Source organism: Actinoplanes missouriensis 431 (assembly GCF_000284295.1).
Taxonomy (GTDB): domain Bacteria; phylum Actinomycetota; class Actinomycetes; order Mycobacteriales; family Micromonosporaceae; genus Actinoplanes; species Actinoplanes missouriensis.
In genome coordinates this window covers 196,313-218,242 of the sequence record NC_017093.1, presented here as the reverse complement: position 1 = coordinate 218,242, position 21,930 = coordinate 196,313, and the positions used below count along the sequence as shown (strand labels likewise).

Genomic DNA, 21,930 nt, shown 5'->3' with positions numbered 1-21,930 from the left:
CTGGCAGGTCCCGTCACTAGTGATTGGGCACTCCCGTTGACCGCTTCGTGAAGCTCCTTGCCGTGGCGCTGGTCGGACTAACCACTCCCGGTGGGTACCACCACCTGGGCGCCGGGACCAGCGGCGAGTGGAGTGGCGTCTCCGGCCGGATCTCGGTGGTGGACGTCGCGGTACGCCCGAACACCTACGACTTCGTGGCGAGCCGGTTCATGGCGAAACGTGACATGGGCGGCGGCCGGATCTCATGGCTGGAGGTCGGCTGGGCGGAGACCGGCTGGTCCAACCCCGGCAAGCAGCGCGTCTACACGTTCAACACCAACACGAACGCCTGGCAGTTCTACGACCAATACCCGATCAAGCCGGGTGACAAGGTCTGGGTCGACCTGCACACCGATGCCGACGGCGTCTGGCAGGCCTGGCTCTTCTGGAACAACAAGTGGGTCCTGCTGACCAAGGAGAAGCTTCCGGTCGGGTCGAGCGCCAACATCGAGCAGTACGTCGAGGTGCACGCCGACCCGAAGAAACCGGCGGTACGCATCGACGTGCCCAAGCTGACCGTCGACAACGTGCAGCTGAAACCCACCGACGGCGGGCCGGCACGGTACTGGCGCGAGGACGTCGGCACCCTGACCGGAACCGCCCCGGGTCAGCGGATGAGCCGGGGCGGCCTGTGCCTGGACTGGGTCACCAGGTACGACACCTGGACCGCGGGAGACTGTTGACAACCGCGTACCGGGGGTGAGCATGACCCGTGGGCTCGTGCGGCGCCAGCCGCCCGAGCCGGACCGTGCGGCGCCAGCCGCCCGGTCAGGTTAGTCGCCGGCGTTGGCGTAGCTGTGCAGGCCCTCGAAGAACAGGTTCACACCGAACAGGTTCATCAGCATCGTCACGAAGCCGAGCAGCGCGATCCACGTCGCCACCGTGCGCTTCACGCTGGGCGTGGCGCGGGCGTGCAGGTACGCCGCGTAGACGATCCAGGAGATGAACGCCCAGACCTCCTTGGGGTCCCAGCCCCAGTAGCGGCCCCAGGACGCCTCGGCCCACAGCGGACCGGCGATCAGCGCGCCGAACGTGAAGAGCGGGAACGCGAACGCGTGCAGGCGGAAGGTCAGCCGCTCCAGCGCGGACGCGTCGCCGACCCGCTTGCCCAGCGTGTACGGGAAGCTGCGCTTGCCCTCGTCGTACCCGTTCTTGATCAAGAACATCGCGGCCGGGACCGCGCCGAACAGGAAGATGCCGGACGAGACGATGATCGTCGACACGTGGACGACGAACCAGTACGAGTTCAGCGCCGGCACCAGCGGGCCGACCGGCGTGTACGCGATCAGGCTGGCCGCGCCGAGCAGCACCACCAGGGTGAGCGAGACGAAGAGTCCCAGGTGACGCAGGGCCGGCTTGCGCAGCAGCACGACCACCCAGACCGCGGCGCCGACCAGGCTCGCGGAGAGGATGTACTCGTACATGTTGCCCCACGGCATCCGGCCGGCGGCGACGCCGCGGGTGACCGTGGAGCCGAGGTGCAGCGCGAAGCCGAGGACTGTGAAGATCACCGCGATCCGGCCGGCCAGCTCACCGCGGCCCGGTTTCTCCACGGGCACCTTCTGCACGACCGGCGCCGCGGACTCGACCGGGGCACCGGCGCCGACCAGCTCACGCGTCGCCGCCCGGCCGACGTGGCTGCGCTTGCCGAACGCGTACTCCGCCGCGTAGCAGATCATGGCGGCCAGGTAGGCCAGCACGGTGAAGGCCATCAGCTGATTGGACAGCTCCGCCATCTCAGGGCGTCCCTTCCTTATAACTTCGGGTCAGCGCCGCGAACTCGTCGCCGAACCCGGGATAGTCGGTGCGAGGCAGACCACCGGCTTCGATCACGCTACTCCCCGCGGCGCCGCCGGCTGCCGGGAGCACCCGGAACCACACCCGGCGCCGGTGCACGGCGAGCGAGAGCATCAGACCGACGAGTCCCAGCACCGAGCCGATGAGCAGCAGGAACTGGGTGGGGTCGTACCGGATGGAGAGGGTGGCGAACTCACGGACCCCGACGAACTCCAGGGTCGTGCCGTCGTCCAGGGTCAGTTTCTCGCCCTGCTTGAGCGCGTAGGGCCGGTCGCCGCCGAGCTTCTTCAGCGCGCCGCTGTCGATCTGGTCGCGGTCCAGCGCGTACACCGAGCCGGGGATGCCGACGTCCAGCCCGAGGTCGCCGCGGTAAGCGGTCAGGTAGAGCACCGGATTGTTCAGCGCCGGGAACTGCGAGCGGGCGCTGCCGTCGGTGTCACCGGTCGGCAGGAACACGCCCTCGAAGCCGACCTGCAGTTTCTCGTCCCGGTTGTTGGTCTTCGGGTCGATGTTGACGTCCGCGAACTGGGCGACGCCCTCGCTGGTCAGCATGCCGTCGACCGGCAGGAACGGGACGACCTTGGTCTGCGAGATGCCGTACCGGTCGGTGTACTTCAGCTCGGGCGCGTAGCCCTGGCCGAGCAGGTGGACGTTCGCGTGCTTGAGCCGCAGCGGGTCGTTGACCGTGAACGATCGGATCTTCGCGGGGCCGTCGTCCTCGGTCACCGCGACCGTCGCGTTGAACGACTTCGGCTGCCCGGTGCTCTGGTAGGTGGCCTCGAAGTCGGTCAGCTTCATGCAGAAGTTCGGCAGATCGCTGGCGTCGAGCTGCGGGCCGAGCGCCGAGTCGTCGTACTGCGTGATCGCGTTGCAGAACCCCTGATCATTGCCGCCGACGAGCAGGCGGTTGCCGTGCCACCCGTACCAATGACCGAAACCGACACCCACGAGCACCGACAGCATCGCGATGTGGAAGATCAGGTTGCCGGTCTCCTTCAGGAAACCCTTCTCCGCAGAGATCGCCCAGCCGCCGTCCGGGAGCTCGCGCACCCTGGTCCGGAACCATTTGCGGCGCAGGGTCCGCGCGATGCTCTCGGCCGTCTCGGCCGGGCCCTCCGGCCCCACCAGCCCGGCGGCATGCTGCGGCAGGCGGTCCATCCGCTTGGGCGCTTCCGGGGGTACGGTCCTCAGCGCCCGGATGTGATCCCGCAGCCGTGGCAGCACACACCCGATCAGCGAGGTGAAGAGCAGCAGGTAGATCGCGGCGAACCACGGCGACGAGTAGACGTCGAACGCGAAGAACCGGTCCAGCGCCGGCGCCAGTTTCGGGTGCGCCGTGAAGTACTCGGAGACGTTCTCCCGGTTCACCGAGCGCTGCGGGAAGATCGAGCCGGGCACCGCGGCGACGGCGAGCAGGAAGAGCAGGATCAGCGCGGTACGCATGCTGGTCAGCTGCCGCCAGGAGTTGCGCAGCAGCGCCCAGACCGGGTTGACCCGGCGCGGCGGCGGTGGCTCGGCGGTCACCGGGCGATCCTCGACGACGGTCACAGGTACAGCTCCTGACCGAAGTTGAGGGTAGTCATCAACCAGGCGAGGAAGTAGTTCCACTGCCCGGTGACGAGGGTGACACCGATAAGGATCAGCAGCGCGCCGCCGATCCGGGTCACCCACTTGCTGTTGCGGCGGATCGCCTGGAAGACCCCGAGCAGCCGGCGGAAGAACAGCCCGAAGAGGATGAAGGGGATGCCCAGGCCGAGGCTGAAGGCAAGCGCCAGGATCACCGCGCGGTCGGTGCTCCCGCTGGTAGCCGCGAGCGCGTAGACAGCGCTCAGGGTCGGGCCCATGCACGGGATCCAGGAAACCGCGAAGATCGCCCCGAAAACCGGCGCTCCGAGCAGTCCGGCGGCCGGCAGCTTCTTGAACCGGGCCTCGCGCTGCAGGCCCGGAATCAGGCCGAGGTAACCCAGCCCCAGCACGATCAGCAGCACGCCGAGCACGATGTTGAGGACGTCCTGGTGGGTCTTCAGGGTGAAGCCGATGTTCGCGATGAATGTGGTGAGGAGCGTGAACACCACCGCGAAACCGAGCACGAACAGGCTGCTGCCGAGCAGCACCCGACCCTTGAGCGCCAGAGTCCGCGTCTTCGTGATCGTGGTGCCGCTCTCGGCCGGGCGGCCCGTGCCGATCGCGGCTTCCAGGTCGTTACCAGCCAGCCCGGTCACGTAGGACAGGTAGCCGGGCACGAGCGGCAGCACGCACGGCGAAAGGATGCTCACCAGACCCGCAATCATGGCCGCGCCGATCGCAAGTAGCAAAGGACCGCTCAGGGCCGTGTTCTGGAAGGCGTCGCCCATCAGGCGCCGCCTTCAGTCCGCTTTTGGGTGGCGGGTGGGGCGGTCGGAAGGGCCTCGGCTGCCACCCGTTCCACCAGGGGCTGGAGCTCGGCGAGCGTGGTGGCGCGGCGGATGGCGACCGCGATCCGGCCCTGCCGGTCAAGGATCAGCGTGCCGGGAGTGCTCGCCTGGGTCGGGTCGAACTGGATGGCCAGCTTCGCGTCCGGATCGAACATGCTCGGGTACGTGACCCGGCCCCGCTCGAAGTTGATCGCCGAGTCCCGGTCGTCCCGGTTGTTCACCCCGATGAAGACGACCTCCTTGGCCTTGGTGGCCTGGTAGGTCTTCTCCAGGTCGTCCGCCTCGGCACGGCACGGCGCGCACCAGGAGCCCCAGAAGTTGACCACGACGACCTTGCCACGGTCGTCCGCGACCCGATAACTGCCGCCGTCGAGCAGCTCACCACTGATGTCGGAGACCTGCGGGCGGTTCTCCGCGGTGCACTCGAACACCAGGTTCGCTGTGGTGTCGCAGTTCTTCGTCCAGTTCTTGTCCTCGCCGCAGCCGGCCAGAAGCCCGGCAGCGGCGACCGCTGCGACGGTGACGGCCAGGAGGCGGCGCACGGTCAGGCCCCCTTGGCGGTCTTGGCGGTCGCGGAGAGGGCCACCAGGTGCGCGGCCGGTTCCGAATAGTCGACACCGACCACCTTGGACCCCTCGAAGCGGAACGAGGTGAGGCTGGCCAGCCCGCACTGACGCTTACGCGGGTCGTGCCAGAGGCGCTTGCCCTCCACGTACCGTCGCAGTGTCCAGATCGGAAGCTGGTGCGAGACGCAGACCGCTTCGTGGCCCTCGGCCGCGACCCGGGCCGCCTGCACCGCGGCGAACATCCGCTGCGCGATCACCAGGTACGCCTCGCCCCAGGACGGGGTGATCGGGTCCCGCAACACCCACCAGTGCCGGGGGTTGCTGAACGCGCCGTCGCCGACCGAGACCCGCTTGCCCTCGAAGTAGTTCGCGCTCTCGATCAGCCGGACGTCGGTCGCCGTCTCCAGCTTGAACTCCGCGGCGAACGGCGCGGCCGTCTCCTGCGCGCGCTCCAGCGGGCTCGCCACCACGTGCGTGATGTCCCGGCCGGCCAGCACCTCGGCGGCGGCCTTGGCCATCTGGTGGCCGAGCTCCGAGAGGTGGAAGTCGGGCAGCCGGCCGTACAGGATCTTGCTGGGGTTGAAGACCTCGCCGTGCCGGAGCACGTGCACCGTGGTCTTGGTGGGCTCGGACAAAATCAGGCTCCCGCTGCCGCTCGGGCCGCGTGCGGCGCCGCCGCGGCGATCTGTTCCAGCGCTGCGTCGTCGATCGCCGTCGACACGAACCACGACTCGAAGGCGCTCGGCGGCAGGTAGACGCCGCGGGCCAGCATGGTGTGGAAGAACGCCTTGAACGCGGCCGCGTTCTGCGTCTTCGCGGAGTCGTAGTCGACGACCTCGGCGTCGGTGAAGAAGATCGAGAACATGTTCCCGGCGTACTGCAGCCGGTGCGGCACGCCCGCGGCGGTCAGCGCGTCGGAGGCGAGCGACCCGACCGTGCCGGCCAGCTCGTCGAGCCGCTTGTAGGTCGCGTCGTCGGCGAGCCGCAGCGAGGCGAGCCCGGCCGCGCACGCGAGCGGGTTACCGGACAGGGTGCCGGCCTGGTAGACCGGGCCGGCCGGGGCGAGCCGGGACATGATCTCCCGGCGTCCGCCGAAGGCCGCCGCGGGCAGGCCACCGCCCATCACCTTGCCGAAGGTGAAGAGGTCGGCGTCGACCGGGTGCAGCCCGGCCCAGCCACCGGCGGAGACCCGGAAACCGGTCATCACCTCGTCGATGATCAGCAGCGCGCCGTGCCGGTGGGCGATCTCGGCGAGCTTGCCGTTGAAGTCGTCCTTGGGCGTGACCACGCCCATGTTGCCGGGCGCCGCCTCGGTGATGATCGCGGCGATCTCGGCGCCGTCCACCTCGAACGCCTTGATCACGGCGTCGACGTCGTTGTACGGCAGCACGATCGTCTCGGAGGCGGCCGCGCCCGTCACACCGGGCGAGTCGGGCAGGCCGAGCGTCGCGACGCCGGAGCCGGCCGCGGCGAGCAGCGCGTCCACGTGACCGTGGTAACAGCCGGCGAACTTCACAATCTTGGAGCGGCCGGTGTAGCCCCGGGCCAGCCGGATCGCCGTCATGGTCGCCTCGGTGCCGGAGTTGACCAGGCGCACCTCGTCGACCGGGGTCCGGCGGACGATCTCCTCGGCCAGGTCGACCTCACCGGCCGTCGGCGTACCGAAGCTGGTGCCGGACGCGGCGGCCCGCTGCACCGCTTCGATGATCTCCGGATGGGCGTGCCCGTGGATCAGCGGACCCCAGGAGCAGACCAGGTCGACGTAGCGCCGGCCATCCGCGTCGGTCATCCACGGACCGCTGCCCGAGACCATGAATCGGGGCGTGCCGCCGACCGCCCGGAAGGCACGCACAGGTGAATTGACCCCGCCCGGCACGATGGCCTGGGCACGGTCGAACAGGGCCTGAGAGACCGGGGCATCCTCCGGGTACGGAAGATCCGCGGTGGGATATGTCGTGGTCACAGCGGTTCCCATTCTGTCAGCGGCGTACGGCGAGTATCTCGAGAGGGTTGCTCACGTCTCCGGGAGATGTCCGGATGCGCCCGGTCTGACCGCGCCGAACGGGCCGAACCGCGTGTAAGAGGATAGGCTGACTCGCGTGGAGCGACCGGAGCTGTCCATCGCGGTTCATCGCGCCCCCGACGAGGTCGTCATCGCGCTCGCCGGGGAAATCGACGTGCTCACGGTCACCGAGCTGTCCACGGTCGTCAACGAATTGCTCGCCGAGCCGCCGTCGCGGATCGTGCTCGACATGGCCGGTGTGACGTTCTGTGACTCGCAGGGTCTGGGCACGCTGGTGGTGCTGAGCCGCAAGGCGCAACATGCGCAGACTGTGCTGGCCCTCGCCAACGTGGGCGATTTCCTGATGCGGGTGCTGGACATCACCGGTCTGCGCAGCGCACTGATGATCAGCAGTACAGCCTGAGCCCGACATACCGCGATGGTGTCACATCGCGATTGGGGAGTTCCTGAGAGCGCGGTCGGCCGTGGAACTGTCCTCAGCCGAGTGATCCGGTGACGTTCACGGTGGCGCCGCTCTCGGTGACGGCCGTCGCGGCATAGGCGTCCGCGCGGGCGTCCCGGCCGCCCTCGGCGAAGGTGTAGCGCGCGTAGAAGACGTACGTTCCCGGGTCCAGAGTGTCGCCCGAGGAGAGCTGGAAGCGATAGACCAGCGCGTCCGCCTCTGCGGTGACGGTGCTCGTCACGCTCGCGCCGGGGACCTGCTCGCTGCCGCCGCGGGAGACGAGCTCGGGGGTTCGCGCCACCCGGATCGTCACGTCCAGTGCGGTGAGCCGCTGGGTGGTCCGGATCGTCACCACACCGGTGCCCTGAGCGCCGGAGGCGTCGATCGAGCCGTCCGACCAGAGCGGTCCGCGTACGGCGGGGTCGGTCGTGCCCGCGGCCGACGGGGACGCGCTGGTCGCCGGGGCCGACCCGGCCGGGGATGAACCGCGCGGCTTCTCCCTGGTCCCGGCGCTCGCGTCCGGCGTTGCGGCGCTCGCGTCCTTCGTTGCGGCGCTCGCGGGCGGGGATGACGGCGCATGCGAGGCCGAGGGGGATGGGGACGGCGTACGGGAGGGGGACAGCGAGGCCGGCGGCGCCACCGAGGCGCTCACGGCTGGAGCGGGCGGCGCCGGCGGGGGCGCGCCGTCCCCGGCCAGCGCCCACTGGGCGAATCCACCGCCGGTGAGAACGGCGGCCACCGCGACGGCGGCGCCGGTGATCCGCAGCCGCGGCACGGCCCGGTGCCGGGCGAACTGGTTGCGCATCGCGGTCTGTGTGATCCGGTCGAGCATCAGCTCGCGGTCCGGGCGGTGCCGGACCGCTTCCGCGCGCAGTGCCGCGCGCAACTCGTCGTCGATGAGCCTCATGGCGCCGCCCTCCAACCGTGGATCTCTAGGGGCCTGTTTTGAAGGAGGCCGGCTCATCGACTCGGATGGCCGCCGGACCCGGGTGTCCGGCGGCCATCCGGCACATCATTTGAAGGTGACGTCGGATTCGCTGTACTTGCAGGTCACACCGTCCGGGCCGGAGCCGATCTTGGTGGGCTCCTTGCCGGTGTTGTTGCCGGTGAAGCGGACGCAGATGTCCAGCTTGTCGTCGCCGACGATGGTGATCTTGGACAGCGTGGCGGTGTCGCCGTAGTTGGCGTTGACGCCGACCAGGCTCTTCGCCGGGGCGGTGGCGATCACGTTCTGCACCACGACGGCGCGCTTGTGCTGGGTCGAGCAGTTGCCGCAGGACCGGTAGAGCTTGCCGAAGTCGGAGACCTGGAAGTTCTTGATGGTGAGCGTGCCGCCGCCGTTGTGCTGGAAGACCTTGTCATCGGCGGAGCGAGCGCCGCCGCCGTCGACGGTGTAGGTCGCCGAGGCGCCACCCTTGAAGGTGGCCGCGTCCTCGCCGACGTTCTCCCACCACACGTTGATCAGGGTGCAGGAGCCGGAGCAGTGCACGCCGTCCGCGGCCGGGGCGCCGAGGATGACGTTCTTCAGCACCGCGCCGTCGGCCAGCTTGAAGATCGGGTCCTGGCCCTCGTCCTGGCCGTCGCCGCCCAGGGCGCCGCTGCCGTAGTAGCGGACGTTGCCGCCGTCCAGCGTGCCGGAGACCGGGATCGTCGCGGTCACCGGCTTGCTGCTGGTCGCGGTCGGCCACGCCGCGGTCGGGCTGGTGCCCGAGCCGGAGGTGGCGGTCGCGGTCGGGGTGGGGGCGGCGGTCGCGCTCTTGGACGCCGACGGCGACGCCGTGGCGGTCTTCGAGGCCGACGGTGACGCGGTAGCGGTCTTGGACGCGGACGGCGACGCGGTAGCGGTCTTCGACGCCGAAGGGGCGGCCGTGGCGGTCTTCGAGGCCGACGCGGTGACCGGCGGCGTCGCGGGCGCGGCGGTCACCGGGTTCACCGCGACGTCGTCGAACGAGGCCGACGCGTAGCTGGTGATCAGGCCGACCCGGCCGGCGCCGGCCAGCGTCCCGGTCCCGGCGGCGACCTTCGTGCCGTCCACGTAACCGGTCACGGTGCTGCCCGAGGCGTCGATGCGCAGGGTGTGCCACGCGGTGAGGTTGCTGACCGCCACCGAGCCGAGCACGCTGACCGCGCTGCCCTTGACGGACTGCAGCTCGGCCTTGCCGGCCGAGGTCAGCGCGAGGCGGTACATGTTCGAGGCACTGCTGGCCCGGGCCGCGATACCGGCCAGACCCTTGCCGAGGGTGATCGGCTTGACCTTCGCCTGCACCGAGTAATCGGTCCACGAGGTCTCACCGGCGAAGACGCGGGCCAGCTCGCTGTCGGCCTTGGCCTGCTGGTAGACCTTCGAGCCGTCGGTGACCACCGACCAGGTGCCGCCGGACTTCGACCAGCCGCTCGCGCCGTCCTCGAAGTCCTCGGACAGCAGGGTGGCGGCCGAGGCCGACGGGACGAGAACGGCGACCAGCGCGGTGACCGCACCGGCAGCACCGGCAGCGCCGAGGCCCGTGACCAGCCGGCGGCGCCGGCGGCGATCCGAGGCAGTGGGAGGCATTGCGTGCCGCATGTTGCTCCTACTCAGGGGAAGAAAGACCGCATGATCAAGCGATCACGTCCCGGTAGTGGCGCGGCTGCCCGCCGAGGTTGTTCAGCGTGACTCAGGTCACACCGGCACCTCAGCTCCCCCAGCGGGCCTTCTCCAGCAGATCGAGCGCCTCGGTGGCGGCCTCCGGGCCGCCGGCCCGCAGCACCCGAGCCGCCTCATCCATCGTCTCGGTGAGCTGGAGCCACTGCGTCTCCCGCTCCTTCGACGCCTCGGCCTGGGCCTTGAGCTGCTGGTTCTTCGTCCAGAGCTCAACGAAGATCGACACCTTGGCGCGCAGCACCCACGGGTCGAACGGCTTCGTGAGGTAATCCACGGCGCCGACCGCGTAACCCCGGAGCGCGAGTTGCGCATCGCGGTCGGCAGCGGTCAGGAACAGGATGGGTACGTGCCGGGTCCGCTCCCGCCGCTTGATGTGGCTGGCCGTCTCGAACCCATCCATGTTGGGCATGTGCGCGTCGAGCAGGATCACCGCGAAGTCGTCGGTGAGCAACTGCTTGAGGGCCGCCTCCCCGCTCTCCACGGCGACCGCGGTCACCGGCAGCCCTTGCAGGATCGCTTCCAGGGCCAGCAGGTTGTCCCGCCGGTCGTCGACCAGAAGCGCCTTGGCGCGCTCACCCACGCGTATCCACCTCACACAGTTCGGTTCGAGTCCTGCTCCGGGCTGCTCTCAGCCGTGTTCCGGTGCCGTGTTCTCCTTAGCGTTCACCCAGCGCGCCATCAGCTCGATCAGTTCATCCAGATCGACCGGCTTGGTGATGTAGTCACTCGCGCCGGCGGCGAGAGCGGACTCCCGGTCGCCGGGCATCGCCTTCGCCGTGAGGAAGACTACCGGTAGGTCCCGGAAACGCTGATTGCGTCGGATTCCCCGGGTCGTCTCGTAGCCGTCCTGGTCGGGCATCATCGCGTCCATCAGCACGATGTCGACCTCCGGGTGCTCGGCCAGGATGCGGACGCCGTCGACGCCGTTGTCCGAGTAGAGGACGTTCAGCCCGTGCATCTCCAGGGCGCTGGTCAGCGCGAAGACGTTCCGCACGTCGTCGTCGATGATCAGCACGGTCGCGCCGTCCAGCTGCCGGCCGGCCGGGGTCATCGCCGGCTTCTTCTCCTCCTGCCGCGCGGCAAGCTGCGGCAGCTCCATGAGCGGGATGTCGAGGGAGGTCGCCGGGCGGACCGAGACCGCCTTCGCCGGCACCGGCGGCAGCGCCGGCATCGGGATGGCGTCCGGCACCAGCGCCTCGGGCATGTAGAGGGTGAAGGTGGAACCGCCACCCGGCACCGAGGCCACCGTGATCGTGCCGCCGAGCAGCGCCGCGAACTCCCGGCTGATCGACAGACCCAGACCGGTGCCGCCGTACTTACGGGTGGTCGTGCCGTCGGCCTGCTGGAACGGCTCGAAAATGATCGCCAGTTTCTCGTCCGAGATGCCGATGCCGGTGTCGGTGACCGCGAACCCGACCACCTTCCGCGCCGAGAGCAGCGACGGTGCGTCCAGATCGACGTCCGGTGAGGCCGGGAAGATGCTCAGGGTCACCGAGCCGCTGTCGGTGAACTTCACCGCGTTGGAGAGCAGGTTGCGCAGGATCTGCTGGAGGCGCTGCGGGTCGGTGACGATCGACTCGGGCAGCTCGGGCGCCACGTCGACCCGGAACTCCAGGCCCTTGTCCTCAGCCTGTGGCAGGAACGCCTGCTCGACGTAACTGCGGATGCCGTCGAAGTCGACCACGTCCGGCTCGACGTCCATCCGGCCCGCCTCGATCTTGGAGAGGTCGAGGATGTCGTCGATCAGCGACAGCAGGTCGGAACCGGCGCTGTGGATGGTCCGGGCGAACTCGATCTGCTTGCTGGTGAGGTTCTGCTCGGTGTTGTCAGCGAGCAACCGGGCCAGCAGGAGCAGCGAGTTCAGCGGCGTCCGCAGCTCGTGGCTCATGTTCGCCAGGAACTCGGACTTGTAGGTGTTGGCGCGGGAGAGCTGCTGCGCCTTCTCCTCCAGGCCGAGCCGGGCCAGCTCGATCTCCCGGTTCTTCAGCTCGATGTTGGCCTTCTGATCGCTGAGCAGTTTCGCCTTGTCCTCCAGCTCGGCGTTGGTGCGCTGGAGCTCGGCCGACTGGTCCTGCATCTCCCGGGCCAGCCGCTGCGACTGGGTGAGCAGTTCCTCGGTACGCCGGTTCGCCTGGATCGTGTTGAGCGCGATCCCGATGTTGGCGACCAGCCGCTCCAGGAACGTGAGGTGCAGGCCGGAGAAGGCGGCCACCGACGCGAACTCGATCACGCCGAGCATCTCGCCCTCGAAGAGGACCGGCAGCACCACCAGGTCGTTCGGCGGCATGGCGAGCAGCCCGGAACGCATGGTCAGTATGCCGTCGTGGGTGGCGCGGACCCGGATCGTCCGGCGCGACACCGCGGCCTGCCCGACCAGCCCTTCACCCGGGCCGAACGTGACCTCGTGGTCGCGGGCGACGTATCCGTACGCGGCGTTGAGCCGCAGCCGCATCACCGCTTCCTCGTTGTCGACCAGGAAGAACGCGCCGAGCTGCGCGTCCACCAGCGGCGTCACCTCGGTCATGATCATGCGGCAGACCTCGCCGACGTCCCGCTGGCCCTGCAGCAGGCCACCGATCCGGGCCAGGTTGGAGTCGAGCCAGCCCTGCTCCGCGTTGGTCTTGGTGGTGTCGCGGAGCGTGACGATCATCTGGTTGATGTTGTCCTTCAGCTCCGCCACCTCGCCCTGCGCCTCGACCGCGACGCTCTGGGTGAGATCACCGCGGGTCACGGCGGTGGACACCTCGGCGATGGCGCGCAGCTGGATGGTGAGCGTGGAGGCGAGCTGGTTCACGTTGTCGGTGAGGTCCCGCCACGTACCGGAAACGCCCTTGACCTGGGCCTGACCGCCGAGCTTGCCCTCCGAACCCACCTCGCGCGCGACACGCGTGACCTCGTCGGCGAACGACGACAGCTGATCCACCATCGTGTTCACGGTGTTCTTCAGCTCCAGGATCTCGCCGCGGGCGTCGACCGTGATCTTCTGGCCGAGGTCGCCCTTCGCGACCGCGGTGGTGACCGAGGCGATGTTGCGGACCTGGCCGGTGAGGTTCGAGGCCATGTAGTTCACGTTGTCGGTCAGGTCACGCCACGTGCCGGCGACCCCGCGAACCTGGGCCTGACCGCCGAGCTTGCCCTCCGAACCCACCTCGCGCGCGACACGCGTGACCTCGTCGGCGAACGACGACAGCTGATCCACCATCGTGTTCACGGTGTTCTTCAGCTCGAGGATCTCGCCCTGCGCGTCGACCGTGATCTTCTGCGACAGGTCACCTTTCGCGACCGCGGTGGAGACCTGGGCGATGTTACGGACCTGGCTGGTCAGGTTGGACGCCATCGAGTTCACGTTGTCGGTCAGGTCGCGCCACGTGCCGGCGACCCCACGGACCTGGGCCTGACCGCCGAGCTTGCCCTCGGTGCCGACCTCGCGGGCCACGCGGGTGACCTCGTCGGCGAACGACGACAGCTGGTCGACCATCGTGTTGACCGTGGACTTCAGCTCCAGGATCTCGCCGCGGGCGTCGACCGTGATCTTCTGGCCGAGGTCGCCCTTGGCCACCGCGGTGGTGACCGACGCGATGTTGCGGACCTGACTGGTCAGGTTCGAGGCCATGTAGTTCACGTTGTCGGTGAGGTCACGCCACGTACCGGAAACGCCCTTGACCTGGGCCTGACCGCCGAGCTTGCCCTCCGAACCCACCTCGCGCGCCACACGCGTGACCTCGTCGGCGAACGACGACAGCTGATCCACCATCGTGTTCACGGTGTTCTTCAGCTCCGCGATCTCACCCCGGGCGTCGACCGTGATCTTCTGCGACAGGTCACCCTTGGCGACCGCCGTGGAGACCTGGGAGATGTTGCGGACCTGCGCGGTCAGGTTGGCGGCGAGCTGATTCACGTTCTCGGTGAGGTCACGCCACGTACCGGAAACGCCTCGGACCTGGGCCTGACCGCCCAGCCGGCCCTCCGAACCCACCTCGCGCGCCACACGCGTGACCTCGTCGGCGAACGACGACAGCTGATCCACCATCGTGTTCACGGTGTCCTTGAGCTCGAGGATCTCGCCCTGCGCCGCCACCGTGATCTTCTGCGACAGGTCACCTTTCGCGACCGCCGTGGAGACCTGGGCGATGTTGCGCACCTGACTGGTCAGGTTGGACGCCATCGAGTTCACGTTGTCGGTGAGGTCTTTCCAGGTGCCCGCCACGTTCGGCACCTCGGCCTGACCGCCCAGCTTGCCCTCGGTGCCCACCTCGCGCGCCACCCGCGTGACCTGCTCGGCGAAGAGCCGCAACGTGTCGGTGAGACCGTTCATCGTGTCGGACAGCTCGGCCACCTCGCCGCGCGCCGACACGGTGATCTTCTGCGACAGGTCGCCGCGGGCCATCGCGGTCGCCACCTGGGAGATCGAGCGCACCTGGTGGGTCAGGTTGGACGCCATCGTGTTCACCGAGTCGGTGAGGTCCTTCCAGGTGCCGGCGACGCCCCGGACGTCCGCCTGACCACCCAGCTCCCCCTCGGTGCCCACCTCGCGCGCCACCCGGGTGACCTCGTCGGCGAACGACGACAGCTGGTCCACCATCGTGTTCACCGTGCGGCCGATCCGGAGGAACTCGCCGCGCAGCGGCCGGCCGTCCATCTCCAGCGCCATGTGCTGCGACAGGTCACCCTCGGCGACCGCCACGATGACCCGGGAGATCTCCGTGGTCGGCCGGGCCAGGTCGTCGATCAGCGAGTTGACCGAGCGGACGCTGTCCGCCCAGGAGCCGTCCAGGCCCTCTTCGTCGAGGCGCTCGGTGAGCCGGCCGTCGCGCCCGACGATCCGGCTTATCCGCCGCAGGTCGAGGTTCTGCCGTTCCTGCAGGGAGACGACCTCGTTGAACGCCTCGGCGACCGCGCCCGCCATCCCGCTGCGCCGGGGCAGCCGAACCTTGAGATCGCCGCGGCGCACACGGCGCAACGCGTCGGCGAGCTCACCGAGCAAAACGGTCTCGTCGGGCACGCCGACGCTGGCTTCGTGGGCCGTAGTCATGCTGTCCTCACTCGCTGTCTCCTGCCGGGGTTCCCTATCCTCTCTCGCCCGACCGGGTCAATGCGAGAGACGACTTTGTGCATACACCCACCGGCAGGAGAGGATGCATGGGTGCCAGCCGAGGTCGGAACGATTCCCACAGGTGCGTCGCTGGATGCCCTGGTGCGCAGAACCCGGCTGCCCAATGATCGTCGTACCCCGGCGGCCGCCCGTGCACTCGTCCGCTCCGTGCTGGAGGAGACCGGGCTCGTCAGCCTGCTCAACGAAGCGCTGCTGCTCACCACCGAGCTCTCCACGAACGCGGTGGTGCACGCCAACACCGAGCTGGAGATAGAGGTCACCGCCGACGCGGGCGGCCTCACCGTGACCGTCACCGACTTCGCGCCCGGCCCGGTCGAGCAGCTCGCGGTCGGGCCCAAGAACGAGAGCCCGGACATCGGCGAGGTCGCCGAGCGCGGCCGTGGCCTGCTGCTCGTCGACCACTTCGCGAGTCGCTGGGGCACCGTGCACGAGGGCGACGGCAAAGGCGTCTGGTTCCGGCTCGACCAGCGGTCCGGCAGCGGCGCCGCACAGATCCGGCTGCCCCAGCACGGCGAGTCGCCCAGCCTCGGCGCCCTCACCGGGCTGCTGCGCAGCGGCAACGACAGGCACACCGACGAGGGCCTGGCCGACCTCGCCGCCGATCTGCTCTCCCGGCTGGCCCGGCTGACCGGCGCGGCCGGCGGCGTGGTGCGGCTCGACCGCGGCGACGGCATGGGCCGGCAACTGCTGGCACGGTACGGGCGGGCCCCGCGGGACAACGCCGACACAATCCGGGTTCCGCTCGACGTGCACCGGCCGTACTCGGGTGAATTGGAGCTCGACGCCTCCCCGGTGGGATATGCGCAGGCCCTGGCCACGATGGTCGCCGAGCGGTTCTCGCTGCATCTGGAGAATGACCGGCTGCGCCGCGCCGACGTCCGCCGGCAGACCTGGATCACGTTCCTCGCCGAGGCCAGCGAGCTGCTCGCGCAATCCCTCGACGTGAACCTCACGATGGCGCTGATCCCGCAGCTGGTGGTGCCCAGGCTCGGCCAGTGGTGCGCGGTGCACACCACCGACGCGTGGGGCCGGCTCCAGCTCGCCGCCGCGACCCACGCCGAGGAGTCCCAGCTCGCTGACCTGCACTCGTCGCTCGCCGAGACCGGGCCGGAGTCGATCCTGGCCCGGCTGGAGGAGGCGTCCCGGCTCGGCACCCAGGTCATGTTCGGTACGCCCTCGGAGGGTTACGCCGTGCCGCTGGTCGCCAGGGGCACCCGGCTCGGCACGCTCGCGGTCGGGCGGCACCCGAAACACCGGCACGACGCCGACGAGGTCGCGGTGCTGGAGGACGTGGCCCGGCGGGCGGCCCTCGCCATCGACAACGCGCGCATCCATGACGAGCGGCGCACGGTGGCCCGTACCCTCCAGGCCTCTCTTCTTCCCCCGGCACTGCCGCACGTGGAAGGCATCGGGTTCGCCGCGGAGTACGTGCCGACCGGCTCGGAGGTGGGTGGCGACTTCTACGACGTCGTCCCGTTCGGCACCGATCAACATCTGGTGGTGGTCGGCGACGTCTCCGGCAAGGGCGTGCAAGCCGCGACCGTGACCGGCCTGGTCCGCGACGTGATCCGGATCCTGGTCGACGACGGCAAGGCGATGAGCGAGATCCTCTGGCGGGTCAACCGGACGCTGGTGCAGCGCGGCGGCGGGCGGTACTGCACGCTCGCCATGGCCTCGGTGACCCGCAAGGGCACGTCGCTCGGCGTCTGCCTGCACCTCGCCGGGCACGACCGCGCCGTGCTGGTCCGGGCGGACGGCAAGACGTCGTTCGTCGGTGAGGGCGGCACCGCGCTCGGCCTGCTGGAGACGATCACCTCACCGGACGTGGTGGTCACGCTCGATCCGGGCGACTCGCTGATCTTCTACACCGACGGGGTGACCGAGCGCCGCCGCGGCCGCGAGCTGTTCGGCTCGAACCGGCTGCGGGAGGCGTCCGCGCCGCTGGCCGGCTATCCGGCGGACGTGATGGCGGCCCGGCTGCGCTCGACGACGATCAACTTCTCGGTCGAGGAGCCGCGGGACGACATCGCGATCCTGGTGCTCCGCAACGATGCCTGAGGTTTCTGTCAGATCCTCGTGAGAGGGTCGGCGGCATGAAGACGCAGTACTACACCGCGACCACGATCGACGGCTTCATCGCTGACGAGCACAACTCGCTGGACTGGCTCTTCGAGGTCGACGAGGGCGGGGAGAACCCGTTCGCCGAGTTCTTCGCCGGCATCGGCGCGTTCGCGATGGGCTCCACCACCTACGAGTGGATCCTCGCCCACGAGGACGCGCTCGAGCATCCGAAGAAATGGATCGAGCCCTACGGCGACACTCCCGCCTGGATCTTCAGTTCACGCGAGCTTCCGGCCATCCCCGGAGCAAACCTTCATTTTGTACGGGGGGATGTGGCGCCCGTGCACGCCGAGATGGTGACGGCGGCCCAGGGGAAGAACATCTGGCTGGTCGGCGGCGGCGAGCTGGTCGCCCGGTTCGCCGACGAGGGCCTGCTCGACGAGGTGATCCTCGGGGTCGCCCCGGTGAGTCTCGGCAAGGGCGCGCCGGTGCTGCCCCGGCGCATCACGTCGTCCCGCTTCACGCTGACCGGGGCGCGGCCGATCGGCCAGTTCGCCTACCTCACCTATGACGTGTCCAAGCCCAGCTGACCGTTCTCAACTCTGGTCGATCTGCCCCTTTTGTCGCCTGAGTCGTGGCATCGTGTTGGTCATGGCGAAGACGCAGTACTACACCGCCACCAGCATCGACGGCTTCATCGCCGACAAGAGCAACTCGCTGGACTGGCTCTTCGAGGTTGACGAGGGCACCGCCAACCCGTTCGGCGAGTTCTTCGCCGGCGTCGGCGCGTTCGCCATGGGCGCGACCACCTACGAGTGGGTGCTGAAGAACGACAACCTGCTCGAGGAGCCGGAGAACTGGCACGACATGTACGGCGACGTGCCGTGCTGGGTCTTCACCCACCGTGACCTGCCGCCCGTGCCGGACGCCAACGTCTTCATGATCAGTGGCGACGTCCGCCGCGTCCACGAGGCGATGGTGGTGGCCGCCCAGGGCAAGAACGTCTGGCTGGCCGGCGGCGGCAACCTGGTCAGCCAGTTCGTCGACCACGGCCTCCTCGACGAGATCATCCTCGGCATAGCCCCGGCGATCCTCGGCGACGGCGCCCCGCTGCTACGCCGCAAGCTGCTTGTCGACGACCTGATCCTCACCGGGGTGCGGGAGGTGGGCCAGTTCGCCTACCTGACCTATGCGGTCGGCGATGTGGCGCGCCTGGGTCGTCACTTGGCAGCGGAGGCAGTGACCCGAATCCCGTCCTTAGGCTGATCCCCGGGTCGCCGCGCGGGGCATGGCGGCCGCCGAGAACGCCGCCGCACGGCAACTCCACGAGACCGTGGCAAGTTCTGCCCCCGTGACAACCAGAACTTGCCAGGATCCCAGGAGTCGCCGCGCGGCCGACGCCGCCCAGCGCACGCCGCGTGAGCGGCGTGCGCTCAGAACAACTCGCGTGTCTCCGTCATCGGCAGCTGCACCGCCATCTCCGGCGCCGCCGCCACCACGGCCAACCTCCCCCGCCGTGCGATCAGCACCTGCTCCAGAGCCGTGACGATCTCCCGCACCCGGGTCACCCCCAGCTCACCGGGCAGCACCGCATGCACGGCCCCGACCCCGGCCGACCCCCGGATCGCGACAGCCCCGCCGGCCGCGTCCCGCAGCGAGTACGCCACGGCCTGCAGATGTCGCGGCTGCACGGCGATCCGCACGGCCACGTCACCCTCCGCGAACGGGTACCGCCCCCACCAGGACGGCGCCGACGACGCCACCACGGCACCGCCGCCCCACGCGCCGGCGACCTTGTCGGCGCTCCCGGTGACCTCGGACTCGGCGCCTTCGAGCAGCAGGGCGAGCACGCCACCACCGGCGCCGGGCAGGTCGACCTCGATGCCGCTGGGTGACACGTCCTGAGCGAGCACCGAGGAGACGAGATCGTCCACCTCGGCGGGTGTCGAGACGGTCCGCCCGACCCAGCGCCGCGCCGCCGGCAGCGGCTCCACGGTCAGCACCGCCGAGGTGAGCACGCCGTCGATCTCGGCGATGCCGGGTCGCCCGTCCTCACCGTCGGAGGTCTCCTCCGAGCCCGCGACGGAGACGAACGAGACGCTGGCGGTCTGCGCGGCCGGGCTCCCGAACCGGTGCCGCAGCGGCCCGGACTCGTTGACGGCCAGCATCCCGCCGACGGTTGCCCCGCGTGACGGCGGGTCGACGGCGAGCCGCTGACCTTTGAGCGCCAGCGCGGCCTGAACTGCGGAGACCGGTGTGCCGGCGGCGACCACGGCCGTCGAATCCCGGTGGTCCCACATGCCGTTCAGCCGGCCGGTGTCCACGATGATGTCGAGACCTGCCGGGGGCGTACCCCAATCGATCTTTGTGCCTGCGCCCCGCGCCCGGAACGACAGCCCGCGCTCGGCCGCGAGCCGCAGGACCGCGGCGGCCGATGTGGCCGTGGCCGGCTGCGCGACGAAGCGGGCGCGGCGGCCGGCGGCCTGGTCGACGGTGCGGGCCGGGCGCGCGAAGCCGGGACCGCAGATATCCACGAGTGCATCCAGAAGGGAATCACTCACACCGATGCCTCCCCCTTACGGAGTTAGAGACCCCCTGAAGATCGTCCACTCTGGCACATCGTACACATGTTCTAATCAGGGGAGTCGGCGTGTGTAAGAAACTCTTCGCGGACCAATCGGCCGGTAACGTATTTCATGTGACGATCGAAGCGCCTCCCACGGCCCACCAGTCGCCCTCTGAGCGCACCTTCCACGGCGACACGGTCACTGACGAGTTCGCCTGGCTGATGAACAAAGAGGACCCGGCGACAATCGCGTACCTGGAGGCCGAGAACGCCTGGACCGAGAGGGCGACGGCGCACCTCGACGACCTGCGTAAGAAGGTCTTCCAGGAGATCCGCAGCCGGACCCAGGAGACCGACCTGTCGGTGCCGACCCGCAAGGGCGCCCACTGGTACTACACGCGCACGGTCGAGGGCAAGCAGTACGGGATTCACTGCCGGGTGCCGGTGCGCCCCGGCGAGACCGACCCGCCCATGGACGCGGAGAAGCCGGGAGAGGAAGTCCTCCTCGACGGCAACGAGCTCGCCGAGGGCAAGGAGTTCTTCGCCCTGGGCACGTTCGACGTGAGCCCGGACGGCAACTGGCTCGCCTATTCCACCGATTTCGCCGGCGACGAGCGGTTCGTGCTCAAGATCAAGAATCTGCGCACCGGCGAGGTGCTGGCCGATGAGATCAGCGACGCGTTCTACGGCAGCGCCTGGTCGGCCGATGGCAGCGTGCTCTTCTACATCACGGTCGACGAGGCCTGGCGGCCGTACCGGGTGTGGCGGCACGTGGTCGGCGAGACCACCGACACGATCATCTACGAGGAGCCGGACGAGCGCTTCTGGGTGGGCGTCGACCTGACCCGCAGCGAGAAGTTCATCGTCATCGACGCGCAGAGCAAGATCACTTCTGAGGTACGGGTGATCCCCGCGGACCGTCCCGAGGCGGAGCCGGCCCTGATCGCCGAGCGGGTCCAGGGCGTGGAGTACAGCCTGGAGCACCACGGTCACCGGTTCCTGATCCTGCACAACCGGGACGCCGAGGACTTCGCGCTGGCCTGCACGTCGGTCGACAACCCGGGTGAGTGGATCGAGCTGATCCCGCACGAGCCGGGCACCCGTCTGGAGTCGGTGGACGCGTTCGCCCGGCACGTCGTGGTGTCGCTGCGCCGGGACGGCCTGACCGGGCTGCGAGTGATGACCGACGGCAGCACCGATCGGTACGACATGCCGTTCCCCGAGCCGATCTACAGCGTCGGGCTGGCCGGAAACCCGGAGTACGACACGAGTTCGGTCCGGATCAGCTACACCTCGCTGGTCACGCCGGAGTCGGTGTTCGACGTCGACCTGGTGACCCGGGCGATGACGCTGCGCAAGCAGAAGCCGGTGCTCGGCGGCTACAACCCGGCCGATTACGAGCAGTTCCGCGAGTGGGCGACCGCGCCGGACGGCACCCGGGTGCCGATCTCGATCGTCGCCCGCAAGGGCACGCAGCGCAACGGCGACAACCCGGCTGTCATCTACGGCTACGGCTCCTACGAGCACTCGATCGACCCGTACTTCTCGATCGCCCGCCTGAGCCTGCTCGACCGGGGCGTGGTCTTCGCCATCGCGCACGTGCGGGGCGGCGGCGAGCTGGGCCGTCGCTGGTACGAGCACGGCAAGATGCTGGCGAAGAAGAACACCTTCACCGACTTCGTGGCGTGCGCCGAGGCCCTGGTCCGGGCCCGCTGGACGTCCGCGTCGCGTCTGGTCGCGCGGGGCGGTTCGGCAGGTGGCCTGCTGATGGGCGCGGTCGCGAACCTCGCTCCGCAGGCGTTCGCCGGCATCGTCGCGGAGGTGCCGTTCGTCGACCCGCTGACGTCGATCCTGGACCCGAGCCTGCCGCTGACGGTCACCGAGTGGGAGGAGTGGGGCAACCCGCTCGAGTCCCCCGAGGTCTACGCGTACATGAAGTCGTACAGCCCCTATGAGAACGTCGCGAAACTGCACTATCCCCAGATCCTCGCGGTGACCAGCCTCAACGACACGCGCGTCCTCTACCACGAGCCGACCAAGTGGATCGCCCGCCTGCGCGCGGTCGCCCCCGGCGGCACGTACCTGCTCAAAACCGAGATGGGCGCGGGCCACGGCGGCCCCAGCGGCCGTTACGACTCCTGGAAAGAGGAGGCCTTCGTGCTTTCCTGGATCTTGGACGTGGTCAAGGCCGTCTGAGAAACCCCCTTTGGTACGAGCGGAAAAAGGCCCCCGAGAGTCCAGGCGACCCGGGTGCCACGCACGGCCGTT

The 21,930-nt window shown here is 69.3% G+C and carries 17 protein-coding genes; 6 read left to right on the top strand and 11 right to left on the bottom strand.

Annotated features, from left to right (window positions below):
- Positions 1-47 precede the first annotated feature (47 nt).
- Complete coding sequence (locus tag AMIS_RS00995) at positions 48-722, top strand: hypothetical protein (protein ID WP_014440312.1); 675 nt, start codon at positions 48-50, stop codon at positions 720-722.
- Between the two features lie 90 nt (positions 723-812).
- Here the strand turns inward: AMIS_RS00995 and ccsB are convergent, their stop codons facing one another.
- Genes ccsB through hemL form a run of 6 tightly spaced genes read right to left on the bottom strand, consistent with a single transcriptional unit; the run spans position 813 to position 6,791 of the window.
- Complete coding sequence (gene ccsB, locus AMIS_RS00990) at positions 813-1,775, bottom strand: c-type cytochrome biogenesis protein CcsB (protein WP_014440311.1); 963 nt, start codon at positions 1,773-1,775, stop codon at positions 813-815.
- 1 nt (position 1,776) lies between these two features.
- Positions 1,777-3,384 carry a cytochrome c biogenesis protein ResB gene (gene resB / locus AMIS_RS00985; RefSeq protein WP_014440310.1) on the bottom strand — a complete coding sequence of 536 codons (1,608 nt, stop codon included), beginning with the start codon at positions 3,382-3,384 and terminating at the stop codon, positions 1,777-1,779.
- Positions 3,381-4,190 carry a cytochrome c biogenesis CcdA family protein gene (locus AMIS_RS00980; protein ID WP_014440309.1) on the bottom strand — a complete coding sequence of 270 codons (810 nt, stop codon included), beginning with the start codon at positions 4,188-4,190 and terminating at the stop codon, positions 3,381-3,383. Before AMIS_RS00980 ends, resB begins: the two co-directional genes overlap by 4 nt.
- Entirely contained in the window at positions 4,190-4,798 is a 609-nt protein-coding gene (locus tag AMIS_RS00975; protein WP_041830389.1) for a TlpA disulfide reductase family protein, read from the bottom strand. Before AMIS_RS00975 ends, AMIS_RS00980 begins: the two co-directional genes overlap by 1 nt.
- Positions 4,795-5,451: a histidine phosphatase family protein gene (locus AMIS_RS00970; protein ID WP_014440307.1), complete on the bottom strand. Its 657-nt coding sequence runs from the start codon at positions 5,449-5,451 to the stop codon at positions 4,795-4,797. Before AMIS_RS00970 ends, AMIS_RS00975 begins: the two co-directional genes overlap by 4 nt.
- A 2-nt stretch (positions 5,452-5,453) precedes the next feature.
- On the bottom strand, positions 5,454-6,791 hold the full coding sequence (gene hemL, locus AMIS_RS00965) for a glutamate-1-semialdehyde 2,1-aminomutase (RefSeq protein WP_014440306.1): 1,338 nt from the start codon (positions 6,789-6,791) through the stop codon (positions 5,454-5,456).
- A 124-nt stretch (positions 6,792-6,915) separates the two neighbouring features.
- Here hemL and AMIS_RS00960 point away from each other — a divergent pair, with 124 nt between their 5' ends.
- A complete protein-coding gene (locus tag AMIS_RS00960) occupies positions 6,916-7,242 on the top strand; it encodes an STAS domain-containing protein (protein ID WP_014440305.1) in 327 nt (108 codons plus the stop codon).
- 73 nt (positions 7,243-7,315) lie between these two features.
- On the opposite strand, the gene AMIS_RS00955 is transcribed toward AMIS_RS00960, so the two are convergent.
- From AMIS_RS00955 to AMIS_RS00940, 4 genes are all read right to left on the bottom strand, one after another.
- Positions 7,316-8,188, bottom strand: a complete 873-nt coding sequence (locus tag AMIS_RS00955; RefSeq protein ID WP_014440304.1) for a hypothetical protein — start codon at positions 8,186-8,188, stop codon at positions 7,316-7,318.
- Between the two features lie 105 nt (positions 8,189-8,293).
- On the bottom strand, positions 8,294-9,832 hold the full coding sequence (locus tag AMIS_RS00950) for a pectate lyase (protein ID WP_231859200.1): 1,539 nt from the start codon (positions 9,830-9,832) through the stop codon (positions 8,294-8,296).
- Positions 9,833-9,953: 121 nt separating this feature from the next.
- Positions 9,954-10,502 carry a response regulator gene (locus AMIS_RS00945; protein ID WP_014440302.1) on the bottom strand — a complete coding sequence of 183 codons (549 nt, stop codon included), beginning with the start codon at positions 10,500-10,502 and terminating at the stop codon, positions 9,954-9,956.
- 48 nt (positions 10,503-10,550) lie between these two features.
- Complete coding sequence (locus AMIS_RS00940) at positions 10,551-14,954, bottom strand: HAMP domain-containing protein (protein ID WP_014440301.1); 4,404 nt, start codon at positions 14,952-14,954, stop codon at positions 10,551-10,553.
- Positions 14,955-15,014: 60 nt separating this feature from the next.
- Between AMIS_RS00940 and AMIS_RS00935 the strand changes: the two genes are divergently transcribed.
- The 3 genes from AMIS_RS00935 to AMIS_RS00925 all read left to right on the top strand — a co-directional run bounded on the left by AMIS_RS00935 (position 15,015) and on the right by AMIS_RS00925 (position 18,362).
- Positions 15,015-17,093: a SpoIIE family protein phosphatase gene (locus tag AMIS_RS00935; RefSeq protein ID WP_157434702.1), complete on the top strand. Its 2,079-nt coding sequence runs from the start codon at positions 15,015-15,017 to the stop codon at positions 17,091-17,093.
- 35 nt (positions 17,094-17,128) lie between these two features.
- Positions 17,129-17,686, top strand: a complete 558-nt coding sequence (locus AMIS_RS00930; protein WP_014440299.1) for a dihydrofolate reductase family protein — start codon at positions 17,129-17,131, stop codon at positions 17,684-17,686.
- Between the two features lie 61 nt (positions 17,687-17,747).
- Complete coding sequence (locus tag AMIS_RS00925) at positions 17,748-18,362, top strand: dihydrofolate reductase family protein (RefSeq protein WP_014440298.1); 615 nt, start codon at positions 17,748-17,750, stop codon at positions 18,360-18,362.
- A 167-nt stretch (positions 18,363-18,529) separates the two neighbouring features.
- Here AMIS_RS00925 and AMIS_RS00920 read toward each other — a convergent pair whose 3' ends face one another.
- On the bottom strand, positions 18,530-19,657 hold the full coding sequence (locus AMIS_RS00920) for an FAD-binding oxidoreductase (RefSeq protein ID WP_157434701.1): 1,128 nt from the start codon (positions 19,655-19,657) through the stop codon (positions 18,530-18,532).
- Between the two features lie 137 nt (positions 19,658-19,794).
- On the opposite strand from AMIS_RS00920, the gene AMIS_RS00915 reads away from it, so the two are divergent.
- Positions 19,795-21,858 carry a S9 family peptidase gene (locus AMIS_RS00915; RefSeq protein WP_014440296.1) on the top strand — a complete coding sequence of 688 codons (2,064 nt, stop codon included), beginning with the start codon at positions 19,795-19,797 and terminating at the stop codon, positions 21,856-21,858.
- Positions 21,859-21,930 lie beyond the last annotated feature (72 nt).